This window comes from Methylotuvimicrobium alcaliphilum 20Z (assembly GCF_000968535.2).
GTDB classification, from domain to species: Bacteria; Pseudomonadota; Gammaproteobacteria; order Methylococcales; family Methylomonadaceae; genus Methylotuvimicrobium; species Methylotuvimicrobium alcaliphilum.
Window position 1 is genome coordinate 4,347,126 of sequence record NC_016112.1, and the last position, 12,605, is coordinate 4,359,730.

At 51.9% G+C, this 12,605-nt stretch carries 11 protein-coding genes; 1 reads left to right on the plus strand and 10 read right to left on the minus strand.

What is annotated here, in order from left to right:
* Window positions 1-6: 6 nt before the first annotated feature.
* From MEALZ_RS18465 to MEALZ_RS18500, 8 genes are all read right to left on the minus strand, one after another.
* Window positions 7-879 (minus strand): heme/hemin ABC transporter substrate-binding protein, encoded by an 873-nt coding sequence (locus MEALZ_RS18465; protein ID WP_014150175.1) that lies wholly within the window; start codon window positions 877-879, stop codon window positions 7-9.
* A gap of 286 nt (window positions 880-1,165) precedes the next feature.
* Window positions 1,166-1,714, minus strand: a complete 549-nt coding sequence (locus tag MEALZ_RS18470) for a HugZ family pyridoxamine 5'-phosphate oxidase (protein WP_014150176.1) — start codon at window positions 1,712-1,714, stop codon at window positions 1,166-1,168.
* Between the two features lie 608 nt (window positions 1,715-2,322).
* A complete protein-coding gene (locus tag MEALZ_RS18475) occupies window positions 2,323-3,312 on the minus strand; it encodes a ChuX/HutX family heme-like substrate-binding protein (protein ID WP_046061248.1) in 990 nt (329 codons plus the stop codon).
* Window positions 3,313-3,314: 2 nt separating this feature from the next.
* Window positions 3,315-3,593: a hypothetical protein gene (locus MEALZ_RS22935; RefSeq protein ID WP_014150179.1), complete on the minus strand. Its 279-nt coding sequence runs from the start codon at window positions 3,591-3,593 to the stop codon at window positions 3,315-3,317.
* Between the two features lie 557 nt (window positions 3,594-4,150).
* On the minus strand, window positions 4,151-5,929 hold the full coding sequence (locus tag MEALZ_RS21085) for a Kelch repeat-containing protein (RefSeq protein ID WP_014150180.1): 1,779 nt from the start codon (window positions 5,927-5,929) through the stop codon (window positions 4,151-4,153).
* 168 nt (window positions 5,930-6,097) lie between these two features.
* The gene (locus MEALZ_RS18490) at window positions 6,098-6,349 is read right to left on the minus strand and encodes a hypothetical protein (RefSeq protein WP_014150181.1); all 252 of its coding nucleotides are present in this window, start codon (window positions 6,347-6,349) and stop codon (window positions 6,098-6,100) included.
* A 9-nt stretch (window positions 6,350-6,358) separates the two neighbouring features.
* Entirely contained in the window at window positions 6,359-8,743 is a 2,385-nt protein-coding gene (locus tag MEALZ_RS18495; protein WP_014150182.1) for a TonB-dependent hemoglobin/transferrin/lactoferrin family receptor, read from the minus strand.
* A gap of 39 nt (window positions 8,744-8,782) precedes the next feature.
* Complete coding sequence (locus MEALZ_RS18500; RefSeq protein WP_014150183.1) at window positions 8,783-9,061, minus strand: hypothetical protein; 279 nt, start codon at window positions 9,059-9,061, stop codon at window positions 8,783-8,785.
* Window positions 9,062-9,425: 364 nt separating this feature from the next.
* On the opposite strand from MEALZ_RS18500, the gene MEALZ_RS18505 reads away from it, so the two are divergent.
* Complete coding sequence (locus MEALZ_RS18505; RefSeq protein ID WP_014150184.1) at window positions 9,426-9,803, plus strand: hypothetical protein; 378 nt, start codon at window positions 9,426-9,428, stop codon at window positions 9,801-9,803.
* Between the two features lie 147 nt (window positions 9,804-9,950).
* Here the strand turns inward: MEALZ_RS18505 and MEALZ_RS18510 are convergent, their stop codons facing one another.
* Both MEALZ_RS18510 and MEALZ_RS20835 read right to left on the minus strand, forming a co-directional pair.
* A complete protein-coding gene (locus MEALZ_RS18510) occupies window positions 9,951-10,997 on the minus strand; it encodes a hypothetical protein (RefSeq protein WP_014150185.1) in 1,047 nt (348 codons plus the stop codon).
* Window positions 10,998-11,176: 179 nt separating this feature from the next.
* The gene (locus MEALZ_RS20835) at window positions 11,177-12,409 is read right to left on the minus strand and encodes a response regulator transcription factor (RefSeq protein ID WP_048481350.1); all 1,233 of its coding nucleotides are present in this window, start codon (window positions 12,407-12,409) and stop codon (window positions 11,177-11,179) included.
* Window positions 12,410-12,605: the final 196 nt, after the last annotated feature.

A 12,605-nucleotide genomic window follows, 5' to 3' on the forward strand; every position in this document is an offset into this window, starting at 1 on the left:
CTTTCATCATTCGGACGCCACGGTATCGACGGTGCGCAAGCGCGCAGCCAAGTCCAGCGCGGCTTGACCGGATCTCGGGCCGAATCCCAACAAATACAGGGCATCCATCGTTACCGCTTTGCCTAGCTTGCCGGCCGGTGTCGCACCGAAACCGGGCATTTTGAACAAGCGCTCGATGCCGCCGATCGCATTCGCTGCCATATCGGTCAACACGATCACATCCGGCGCTGCTTCGATCAAAGCTTCGCTACTTGCCGGCTTAAAGCCTTCGAAACCTTTCAAAGCATTGTCGCCGCCGGCGATACGGATCATCGCATCGGCAGGCGTTCCCTCACCCGAGACGATCGGCGCGCCGCGCGATATAGCCAACACAAACAATACTTTCGGACGTTTCGCAATCCCGGACGTGAATCGATCGAGTCGATCGAAATCTTCCTGTACCTGTTTCGCCAAGCGCTCGCCCTGTTCGGTCGCATTCAACCATTCGGCGACGGCTCGAATTTTGGACACCACGCCGTCCGCCGAATTGTCTTCGTTAACGGTTTTGATTTCCACACCGGCTTGCCGGATCTGCTCGATAACCGTTTGCGGCCCCGAACCTTGCGTCGTCAATAATAGAGTCGGCATCAGCGACAAAATGCCTTCTGCCGAAAGATTGCGCATATAGCCTACCTGCGGTAATGCTTTCGCCGCTTCAGGCCATTGACTGGTCGTGTCGACGCCGGCCAACAGGTTTTCCGCACCGAGTGCATAGACAATTTCGGTCAATGAGCCGCCGACCGCAACGATACGCGGTTCGTTTGCCGAAGCGCCTGCAGTTACGAACACGACGCAACACATGACGGTACGGACGATCTTGAATAGTTTGTTTTTATGCATGTTGTGTTACTGACCTTGAAAGGTTTGGTCTTAAATAACTTCCCTATTTGATAGAGGGTTCGGTTGCTCGATTGACAGGTGTCGGCGGCAGGGCAGATTTTTGCTCCTGCATTGTCCTAATACACGCCACCCATGGCGTAATGCAAAATCCGCATTCATGCCATCCTTGGCAATCAGTCGCCGCCGTCAAGCCTACACGGACGTATTTACGGCGTCCTGTCAAGCGAGTTACCGAACCCTCAACAAATCTCATAGCTCCAGGAGGTTTTTATCACGATATCCGAAATCAATGCGCCGGCATCGATTCCGGCTTGCTTTGTGCGCTGTTCCGATGCCCGGTATCGTTGACATGGCGGAATTCGTCCAAGGCTTCGCCTTCGATCGTGAAAGCGCGGGCAAAACCTTGTACAAACGATCCTTTCGTCGGATGAATACGAAACAAATGGAAGTCCTGCAATTTTTTCAGCATATCGATGAATTGCCCGAATTTCTGTTGAAACGCATCCATGACAAAATGAAATTGTTCGCTATCCCTCGCGATTTCTTCGGCCTGCCCTTGAAACGTGGCCCGTTGCCGCGCGAATAAATGCGATGCTTTATCTTCATCTTCGATGAACAACAGACTGACCTTGTCGTTCTCCAAAAGATTGCGGGTATGAGCCGCCAATTCGCTGATATAGATATAATAATCACCTTGGTATTTCACATAGGCCGCGTAACTGGCTTCCGGCTTACCGTCCACACCTACGGTCGCCATCAACACCGAATCGAAAGAATCGGTCAGTCGGCTGCAGTCCTCACGGACTTGTTCAAAATCTACTGTGGTATCGTTCATGTCATTGTCTCTTTAGTTATTTGAAAATTTGCCGGTCATGTTGCCGCTTTCACCGTAATTGGCGTAGCAGCTTTTGGGTTCGATACCGGTTCGAATTGTCGATCATCGGTCTTGAGGCATTCATCCCAGTCCGCATCTCATTGCCATTAAGATCACGAAAACCCGCGTCATTCCGCCAAGGAGTGGCGGAATCCAGTGCCACGGATGGCAAGCATTGAATACATTCATGTGATATGGATGTCGGCAATCCATGCCGACATGACGGCTCCTGATTAGCAAGTTTCTTCAGCTAAAGCCCAAAGATCAGCATAACCCTTAGCAAGACGGGGTTCGTAAGCCATGTGCGTCAAGCTAAAAACGGCCTCCCACATCACGCTCTTTCCCAAGCTCCAGCTTCCTGAGACCGACACAACCTCCGCTCACTCTCAATCAGCCCCGCGACTCGCTCGTTCAATTTTTCTTGATTGTCGGGAAGCTAGAGCTTCCTGAACAGGTTACCCAAGCTGGAGCTTGGGTAACAGCATATTTTAGTTTTTGCGACTACGACTGGCCCCTGCTTGGACACTTGGTTTCGGCAAGCTGAAGCATCTTGCTTATCAGGTGACGGCTTAACTTAATGGCAATGAGTCTGCATGTTCGAAGAGAATCATAGCGATAGTGCTTCCGGCAGTATCGTAAAGCTCCAAGGTTTTGGCCACAGTATTCCCGGCCGGACGTTCGGAGAGAAGCAGTTCGGCCAACGCGTCTTCCTTCAAATGCAGGTTGAAACCGTCGTCGAGCACGTTGAACCAGGGGCCGGTGATCATCAGTTTCTCGATCGGGCCCGAATGAACCTGCAGCGCGCCGGCATTGCCTACTAAAACGGTCAAACCGGCGCCAACTTCTGACGCTTTTTCCATGAAACGCCGAAACAACGGGGGCGGCAGTCGTTCGGTTTGCAGCGGCTCGGTGCTTTGATAAGGCACGGCTCCACAGGCGATCAAGCGCTCATGCCATGCCTGTCCTAGCCTATCGTTGCCGGCCACGGCGGCTACCGAATCAATGTTTAGCACCGGAGATTCGACATATTGCCGTTGGGATTGATCTTCGGAGCGGTAACGTTCGATCAAGGCCCGATAGGCCGGTATACATCTGCTTTCGGTCATATAAATCTTATGCACGGCAGTACCGTCGCGATCGAAAAATTGCAGACTGTTGCGAGCTCCCTGACGAGTTTGTTCGGTCACGGCGAAAGCAGAATGCCAATGGCGAAAATCCAGAAACAGATCGATGTTATCGCCCTGAATCCGTCCGCCGGTATCGGTCAGCCGGATACTTTGGTAAAAACCGGTTTTTTCGTGCACCGCATCATCGTTGCGGGTCAATGCCATTACCTGGCCTAATGATTCGATTCCACCCAGCAGCCCCTGCCAATCGGCGTCAAGACGAGTCGCATTTTCCCCGCAGCCGGTCGCCAGGAGTTCGACCTCGCTGACTTCCAAAGCGGAAGCGGCCTCCCTAATCCGCAATTGCGACCTGTTCTCGCGTAGTTCGTCCCAGCGGCGTTTTAACGCCTCGGGAGAAATCGAGTTCGTTCGACTATCGTTTGCTTGGCACATGATCATTCCTCTTGCGAATTTTCGTAACCGGACGACTGAGTCTGCGTACAGCGGTCTATCCATGCAATGCAGCGCCAAATTCCTGCCAGGCGTATGAAACCGCAGCGCTGTTCAGGCGTTCCGTCGAAGTCGGGATGGCCGATCAGTGCGTCGATCAGTTCGACTACCGCCTGCGATATGAACCATACACGTTGCGTGAGATATAGCCGCATGTACAGCCGAATTTTCTTCTCGATTTCGGCGGGACCGGGGCTAGCCGGTTGTGTCTGTATTCGATACATTTCATCCTCCGGGCGCTTAGGCGCTTTTAGATTAAAATATGGCCCGAGCCGGGCCGAATTGTCCGGTGCGGGGTTGATAGGGTTTAGCTTAAAATCGCAGGCGCATTTTGTCTGCGCCGCCAACCGATCAAGCCCAGCACGTTCGAACTCAACAGCCAGGCGAAGGCTGGAACGGGAACCTCGGTAATAATGCGTACCATTTGGCATATAAGCTCCCGTCGCCGCCTCGAGTCCAACTACCCAAAATGGCTTCATGGGAATTATCGAAACCGTAGGCGAGTACATAGGATTAGAGACCTCTGGAAAAGATCGGCCGCAGCTATACCTTTCGCACTTCAAGTTTCGGCAGTGCCTGAGGAGGCGCCGGGGTGTGTGGCAAAGGCTTTGCCAGCATGGAGCTGGCATAGAGCCTACAGGGATGTATTCACGGCGTCCTTTGACGGACACCCCGGCGCCGAATTTTGATCTGCGATGGGTATAGACCGGCATAGCCGGTCTATACGGCGATACAGCTTTTTTTATTAACTGAGTCATGAATAACGCCCTCGCTTTATCACTTAGGGGCATGCTTGGTTCCAATAATCACTCCATTGGCGCCGATATTCCCTAATATTTCTAGCGATAGGCGCACCGTCTTCGGTTAAATCGCAATTCCAGTAAGCCGTTCCGGCTCTACAAGCACGGGCAAACAAATTGACATCGCGATTAGTGAATCGTCCGTCTCCATCTAAATCGCAGGTTTGGTCTTCTTCCAGCCAGGGTTTCCAGGTGCCATCCAGTTCCCATGCCGTTATTGCCGATTGCTCAGGTTGTTGAGCTGCATCGATGACGTAGATTTTTCCATCGGTCGCGAACGATACCGGCTCGGCTATCTCTTTAGGCAAATTCGGGCCGATTTGCCAAGTATTGGACACCGGGTCATAGATTTCGACTTTATCCGACTTGGCCAAGCCGCCGGCGCTATTAACGGAGCGTCCGCCGATTAGATAGATTTTTCCATCCAACACCGGGGCCTGTATACCGCTTTGAAATGCCCTCGGCGTCGGCATCGGAGTCATGGCTCTCGTCTCCCAGCGATTGAGCTCAAAATCGTAGGCCGCAATCGCACCGAATAGTCTATTTCTTTGCAGCACGCCGCCGCCTAGAAGATATGCGTGGGCTTTGCCGTCGATAGAGACAGCGGCCAAGGCGGCGCCTTCGCGCCGATTAGTACCGGGTATGTTGCGATGCCTTTTCCATTCATTAGTTTCGGGATTAAAGCTTTCGAGACGATTGATCAATCTGCTTGTGCCATTCGGCCGGGTTTGTTTGCCGCCGAAGACAAATATCTCCCCTCGATCCGTAGTTAGCGCAGTTGCCTCGAACCGGGATGTCGGCATGGCATCAAGTTCAGACCGTTCCACAAGATGATCTTCATTTAACTCGTAAACTCTAGTCGTTTCCATACCCAAGATATAAAGCTTACCGTCTGTAATCGTACTTACGTATTCTTTTAGACTGGATAAAATCCCAGTATCGGTCACTGCAAAACTTCTGTTTGCGTTTTCAGGTAGCAAGTAGGCTTTTTCGCCGATCTGGGCCAATAGACTTGGTACATCGTTCAGCATATCCACGACAGCAAGGTCTAATCGGGTCCATGCAGGCGAATCCGGCGTTGTATCGGGATCCGGTGTCGGCCCAGGCTCAAGATCATGATCAAAAAGAGAAGCCGCGGCAATATCGATCGCAACCTGAGTTAGGCTTTGATGAGGCGGACTATTGAATGAAAAATTATATGCGACAGGTTCTGCAGGTAAGTCCCAGATAGCCAGGTAGTGTACTAAATCGGTTGGGCCCATAGAGCTTGGGAAGGCATCATCATAAAACGTTTTCTCGGTAAAGGTAGGCGCCAAATTGTTTAATTTAATCGAGTCATAATTCATCTGTATGCCCGAAGCTTCGAATTGCAGAACAGCTCGAACCTGTCCCATACCGACGTTACCGGTAACCGAGAAATTATAGTTTTGAGGAACCGAAAAACTGTAAAGGTTTCCCGAGCCGGCAACAAAAGTCCCGGCACTCCAAGCGGCAAAAGCATCGGAGACATTGGCTTCGCCGACGTCCGGAGCTGCGGTGCGGTCGGTTGCAGTACCATAGGAAGCATCGATGAAGGTATCCCATTCGGCGTAGAGCGTACCGGCATCGCCGCGCGCCCATCCGCCCCAAGATGCCGCATGCGGGGCATCGAAACCGTATCCCGGATTGTAAGGATTCGGGCCGTTTTGTATATCGGCCGCAGCCAGGCCGGATACGCTTAAAAATGCTGCGCTTAAAGTTAATCTCAATAAAGTTTTCATTCTTTATCCTCGTAAATGAAAGTTAAAAACCCTTTTCTTAACCTCAAAGACGCAGGGCGAGTCGGTACAAATTTTTAAAGCCGCTTTGATTCGATCCCGAACAGTCAATCCGCAACTCTATCGAAGACATGGGAGGCGCGGCGGCAAGACGCCATTGAAAAGAATTTGTTAGCGCCTCGATTCGCACCGGATGGATTCGAGTGCATGACTGCCGGTTTCCTTGCCGGCATTTAGCGAGTCATCACCGGGCCGAAAATCGACAACATAACGGTATTGTTTGCCGCAATGCAGAATCACCTCTTTTTGTCCTCGTTTGAGAATGCGCATCTCGATGCGCATATCGGCATAGCCTTCATGCGTGAATAATTCGTCGAATAGCGACGACAATTTTTGTTTAATGTCTTGGTAGCTTAAGTGCATCGCCGTATCTCAAAATGCTATTTTTAGCGTCGCGCCGACGTTGCGTCCCGGTCGCGAATAACGCTTCCAGAAATCGGCGTTCGCGTAGGCTCCGAAGGTTGCATGCGGGTCGCCGGCCCGCGTATTGATGTCTTCCCAGTCGATATAGGTTTTGTCGAACAAATTGAACACGCCGACGTTAACCGAAACATGATCGTTGAAACGATAGTAGCCGTTAAAGTCGACGACGCCGTATCCTCGGGGCAGGAATTGCGCATCGTCCGGAGCGGTCTTCGGACGCTTGGCGTCGACCAAGGTTAATATCAATTCAGAGCCCCAGATTCCCGAAGGTTCTTCGTAGCGCAGACCGATCACGCCTTTGGCGGGGCTGATGCCGCGTAAGGACACGTCGTTTACGGAACCGGTTTCGAGATTGACGCCCTCTGCATACGATCCGCTGGCTATTAAACTCGCTCCTTCCAAAGTTTCATGAAACCAATCCAAGTAAAGTTGGCTTTTGAATTCGACGCCCTGAATCCGAATATCGTCAGGGTTATTGATTTGCTGAAATGTCAATCTTGGCGTATCGCCGTAGGCCAAACAGAATCCGGTCTCGGTCGAAGGCACGCAAACCGTGTCCAAAAATAAAAAATTCTTGTAATCGTTGCGAAAAAAAGTCAGATCGAACGTTCCGGCCGCACCTTTGCCGCGCAAACCGATCTCAAATCCGGTGCTGGTTTCGGGTGTCAGATTGAAGTTCGGGATTGTTTGATAACCGAATTGATCGTTGACGAAACCGGCGTTGCTTTCGCCAAAATTCGGGCCTCGGAACCCTTCCGCATATTGTCCGTGAATCGTTAATTCATCGGTGATATGGAATAACGCGCCCAACTTAGGCAGAAACTTGTACTCGTCGAGTTCAGTCGGCTGCACCTTAGACGTCGCATCGTATAGCGAGTCTTTTTGCGGCTTTAAAGAGTAGAACTCGATGCGTCCGCCGGGAATCAACTCTACGCGCCGGTCGAGAAACGTGATGCTGTCTTGAAGATAAGCTCCCGCCTTCGTCACGATACTTTCAGGAAAATCGCGCACCGGAAACGTGTCGGGCGCGACGGTTTTCGAAACGGTACCCGGTTGAATGAACGGCGGTCTACCGGTGGTATAGGTCAGACTGCCATCCCGCTTTTGCGTAATCGTGTTCATGCTGATTTGACCGCCGTATTGCAGTGCATGATCGAAAATACCGGTCGAGAAATGTTTGTCGAAGCGAATTTCTCCGCCGATATCGTCGTTATCGAAGCTGAAAATACGGTGGATTAAATGGCGTTTATTCAGCGGATTGTCGCGATCTTGCCAAGTCTCTTGTGTCGCCGCAGTTTTTTGCCGGTATACGCGCCAGAATGCGCTATCGAATAACGCAAAACCGAGACGGTCGAGCGTATGATCCAATGAGATCCGCCAACGTGTTTGTCTGTCATCGGTGATCAGGCTGAAGATTTTCGTATTCGGCGGAAAACCGATGCCCAGCGGATCTCTGGCATGATAAGCGTCGAGCTCGGACTCGCTGTGCATCCACTCGCCGGTCAAGCGCAGCACATTGTCATCGTCGAAGCGGTAGAGCAGCTTGCCGAGTCCGTTGTAGACTTCGTTGTCTTGCGGGCTCGGCGCGGTCCGTCTTGGATTCAGCTCTTTGTTGTCGCCTTTCGTGTCGGTTTCTCGGCTTTCGGAATGCGTTAACAACAGCAAACTCTCGAAACCCATCGATTCGCCGGCTAAGGTTGCGGTTTTCAAGAAGCTGCGGTCGGTCGAGTTGTAGCCGAGCTTGGCGTCGGCATAATAATCGTTACCGAATGTGTCGAGGTAATCGCGCGGATCTTTGGTGACAAAGCCGACCGTGCCGCCCAGCGCATCGCCGCCGTATTGGGCAGACCCGGCACCACGTATGATTTCGACCGATTTCAGCGCATCCATATCGACCATGTTTCGCGTCGCCGATGCGAACGAGCCGATCGAAAATGCATCCGGCAAACGGACGCCGTCGACTTGCATCAACACCCGATTGCCGCCGAGACCGCGAATCGTAAAGCCGGTCGCGCCGAAACGCTGAGGATCGTTACCGACGTTAACGCCCGGCTCGTAACGGATCAGATCTTTAATACTACGGACCATTCGCCGCTCTATCGTCTCGGCGTCGATTACCGAAGCGGTGCCCGGCTCTTCATCCAACGGACGGGTGCTTGAAGCGCCTTCGACAATCATCGTATCGAGCTCCACCGTATCTTTCATCGCGGCCTTCTCATCGGCAATCGCCGGCGCATTCGCCAACAGTACGCAAAAGCAAGCGCATGCGGTTTTCGAATATTTGCAGTTTAGCGGCGCAGGACATAGCCGAATAAACGAAAAGGCGTTTAACATGTTGGCGAGTGAATTTTTTAGGTTTCATCCTGAACAAACTCAGTGTAATTGAGTGCGCTTGCGGTTTTGTTGCCGCTTTTCCAGCAATGTCTGCGTCACTTGTTGCCAATGATTGAGTAATTGCCGATACATTTGTTGGCCCGTGGGCAGTTGTTCCAGCTCGGACTCGGTAATGAGTCGGCGTAGTTGATTGACGATCATGTGCGCCAGCTTCGGGCAATGATGTCCGTTACTGAATTGGGTGATTAGCATTAACGTGCTCGCATGAAGATGTGTAATTTCATGCAGAGCCGATGTTTCCGATTGATTTTCCAACATGACATCCTCATTCGAGTAAGCAAAAAAAATTGGCGCACGCAGTGTGCGATATGTTTAAGAGAGAGAAGCATCGTGCGCCAAACGATAGTCAGGAGAGGTCAAATATCTATCGTAGCGCTAATAATAATGATTCTCATTTATATGTCAACAAAAATATATCCCCTTAGATCAAAACTCGACTCCGGGAAATCAGTCAAAGAAAGCCGCGAATACGTCCATGTAGACACTCACTCTATGCTTCCTCACCTAATGTTAGGTGAGGGACGAACGCCATTTGCTGGCGTGTAGCTGGGCACCAACAGAACAGTAGGCGCTTAGACGATGCAGTAGCGGGTATCTGTTCAACGCCGCTCATATCGACCAGATGAGCTGGTATGCGAGCGTTCCCAGCGCGGTCGCGACCGTGATAAGCAGCGGCACTCATGAAATCGCCGCGATCGGTAACGTCCCATGGACATCCGGCGTTCCAACCATGTTGAAAATATCAAAACCGAACAGCAAGGATTTTTATTACCTGTCCTATTGTCAAGCGACCGGCAGCGCGACAGTGATTGTCAACGGCGCGGCAATCGCAAACGCCGGCAAAACCGACTTTACCGACAGCAACAGGGGCTCCGGCACCGTCTACGACTTTTTGGTTGGCGCCCGCGATCAAGAGGGCAATGCCTCGGCGGCATCGATAACGGTTACGGCCGGCAGCACGAAAGGCGGCGGTGGTAGTAATGGCAACGGCAAGAAATAAACCGGTCGCAGAGCGATAGGCATGAAAAAGCCGGGGTTCATTCCAATACGAACCCCGGCGTAGTTGTTTATGCCATTTTCGTCAACGTTGGTTCCCGAGCCAAACTAATTGAGACTTAGGCTTGGCAGCCCGAACCATGCAAGCTAATTACTCGTCGGTAGGGCACTCCACCGGCAAGGCCACATCCACATGTACCCCGTAATAGTTGTTTTGTTTAACTACGATCTCACCGATTTGGCCATCACCGACCTTTTTCCACATGAACAATCCGGGCGAGGGGTTTCCACTTGGGGCTTCAGCATAATCCTGAACCTTAATGTTGTCATCGCGGATCGGGTTGCCATCCTCGTCTAACTTGAGATTGCCTTCCTCGTCAAGCTCGTAGTTGATGCCAAACACCCAATCTCCGGAGAGATTAATGGTGATCGTCACGTTGTTATCCCCATCTGGGTTATCCCCATCTGGGACGCTGAAAGTCACTGTTCCGACCGGAATATCCTGGCCGGCAAACAGGTCGACTGTCTTTACTTCGGATTTATATTCAACGTAGGTCGCCCAGTTTCCTCTTTGCGTATATCTATCTCCAGCGGCCCACGCAGTTTCATCCTCATAGCAAATCCCTAGCGGCGGTCCTAGCTCCGGATTCCAGCAAAACCCGCCGATATTGCTCAGTTCTGCAAATCCACCAGATACTGGCGGAGAAGCGAGGCCGGTATCTTTAAGCTTTTGCGGCATGTAGACATAGGTATTGGCTGCAGGACCGCCTTTGATAATTGCGGCTCCGATTGGGTATGTCGAAGTCCAGTCAACAATGGTGCCATCAGTAACGACAACGCTGATGGCGTTCGCGCACTCGGCAGGTAAACCACCGGTTGGCTCAAAAATCTCGGGGTCTTCAAGGGTGGCTTGACTGGTGAAGTTTTCGTAGTCTTTCTTGTCAGTTCGGCATTGGTAGTGGAGTGGGTTGCCGAAATAAGCTTTACCGACATCGGCACACGAACGATTGCCACCCCGCTGGTTACCATCCGCCGGAGGGATGATATAAGGAGTAACCACTTGTGTTGTGGAAATAGGCGTGCTTGCAACAGCACTTTTATCTTGGGGAACATCGGCTGACGCTCCGCTGCTCAACCCCAGCGTCAACGCCGACGCGAACAATGCGATCGCGATTTTGTTGTGTTGTAACGTTTTCATGATAAACCCCCTTAGGTTTAATTCGAATTCCTTTCGTTGATTAGTGCGATCGAGCAATTCTGCTCGATCGCGTTATTTCCAGAAACTTTCAAAAACTGCAGGGGCAGTGTTCCATAAATGTGACGAAGTTCACATTACCCGAATAGGTAGCTTGATGCCCGTGTCGCGACTCGGAAACGTCAGCGCGGGAAATTAGACTTGGCGGCCAGTTGGCTGCGGCGTTGAATGCCGAGTTTATTGAAGATATGCTTGAGATGCATCTTGACGGTTTCCGGGCTGATCTGAAGTTGCCTGCCGATCTCCTTGTTCGTCAGGCCCTCCGCGACCAGCCGGGCAATGTTTTGTTCGCGCTCGGTCATCGAAGCACAATCATCGTGCCAAGAGTCTTCCGGTTTTTGTTCGCCGTGAATCTTCGTCAATTCCAGCAGCGCTTTTTGCAGCACCTGACGGGGCAGCCAAAGCTCGCCCTCGCTGACGGCAAGGATGGCTCTTTTGAACACATCGGTCGAATCGAGCGTCGACAAACGACCGAATACCTCATAGCTCAACGTCTCGTTGAAAAAATCCGGCACGTCGGGATGGGTCAATAGCATGATTTTGAGCTCCCGATCCGCTTGTCTGATCGTTCTCAACCAGTCGTCTAGCGTTCCTTCGATCGACGTAAGGTCGAGCAGCAATAGCTTCGGCTCGATCAGGCTCAACAAGGTCGGTATAAAGCTCAGATCGTCGACGAATTGCCCGACCACGCGGATCGGACCTTCGCGATCAAATAATTGGGCAATTTGAGTGCCGAAGCCTTTCCGCGCTGAAACGATCAACACGGTGCAAACCGGGGCCGTGGCGTTTTGCGGCGCCTGTGCGATCGCTGTTGTGTCGATACGGCCGATTGAACCGCAACGCCCTTCCGTAACAGGACAGACCCGATCCTGCGGCGCCATCGCGGAATCGGGTTGCTTCGCGCACTCCGGGGAGCGATTGCCGTCTTCGAGAGCCAATACCTGCTTGATACGGTCTTCGACGACTTCGAATGGCACGGCTTGCTCCAAAAAGCCCGAATCATTCGGAGCATCGAAGGCATGGACTTGTTGATGTGCCGCTTTGTTGAGCAGACAAACGACCGGAATGTCGATATTGTCGCGTCGACGCTGCAAGAACTCCCGAATCGGCAGACAGAAGCCCGGACAATCGATCAGGATCAAACGCGGATCGGTGCCGGCGAGGGGTCGAAAGTCGGCATTGGGCGAGACATTGAAGGCGGCATAGCCTTGTTGTCTGAGCCGCCGGGTCAACTCAGCCGCATGATCATCGTTCTGCGAAACAATCATGATCTGTTTGTCCTGACTGCTTCGTTTCGATAGAACGTCGCTACGACTATCTTTTTCGGTCCCTTCGGCTGATCGCTTAGTCATCATGTTCCCAATGTTGGCATTGAAGCCGATGCAAGCTCTCTCTCGCTCATCGGCGGGGCGCTGAAAAGAAGTCTTTCGTTTAGGCAGAGATCGATTATAGAGTCAACTCAGCCTGCGATCAATTTCTTAAGCTTGATTACCTGACAAGGGGCCACGCCAGTGAAAGTGTTGTAGACCCTTCATGCTTCGACTTGGCTCG

Excerpts from the sequence above, each read along its gene's own strand:
- MEALZ_RS18470 (WP_014150176.1), bottom strand. The coding sequence starts at position 1,714 with ATGAACGATACCACAGTAGATTTTGAACAAGTCCGTGAGGACTGCAGC.
- MEALZ_RS21085 (WP_014150180.1), bottom strand. The coding sequence starts at position 5,929 with ATGAAAACTTTATTGAGATTAACTTTAAGCGCAGCATTTTTAAGCGTA.
- MEALZ_RS18510 (WP_014150185.1), bottom strand. The coding sequence starts at position 10,997 with ATGAAAACGTTACAACACAACAAAATCGCGATCGCATTGTTCGCGTCG.
- MEALZ_RS20835 (WP_048481350.1), bottom strand. The coding sequence starts at position 12,409 with ATGATGACTAAGCGATCAGCCGAAGGGACCGAAAAAGATAGTCGTAGC.
- MEALZ_RS18495 (WP_014150182.1), bottom strand. The coding sequence starts at position 8,743 with ATGTTAAACGCCTTTTCGTTTATTCGGCTATGTCCTGCGCCGCTAAAC.
- MEALZ_RS18475 (WP_046061248.1), bottom strand. The coding sequence starts at position 3,312 with ATGTGCCAAGCAAACGATAGTCGAACGAACTCGATTTCTCCCGAGGCG.
- MEALZ_RS18500 (WP_014150183.1), bottom strand. The coding sequence starts at position 9,061 with ATGTTGGAAAATCAATCGGAAACATCGGCTCTGCATGAAATTACACAT.
- MEALZ_RS18490 (WP_014150181.1), bottom strand. The coding sequence starts at position 6,349 with ATGCACTTAAGCTACCAAGACATTAAACAAAAATTGTCGTCGCTATTC.
- MEALZ_RS18505 (WP_014150184.1), top strand. The coding sequence starts at position 9,426 with ATGAGCTGGTATGCGAGCGTTCCCAGCGCGGTCGCGACCGTGATAAGC.
- MEALZ_RS22935 (WP_014150179.1), bottom strand. The coding sequence starts at position 3,593 with ATGTATCGAATACAGACACAACCGGCTAGCCCCGGTCCCGCCGAAATC.
- MEALZ_RS18465 (WP_014150175.1), bottom strand. The coding sequence starts at position 879 with ATGCATAAAAACAAACTATTCAAGATCGTCCGTACCGTCATGTGTTGC.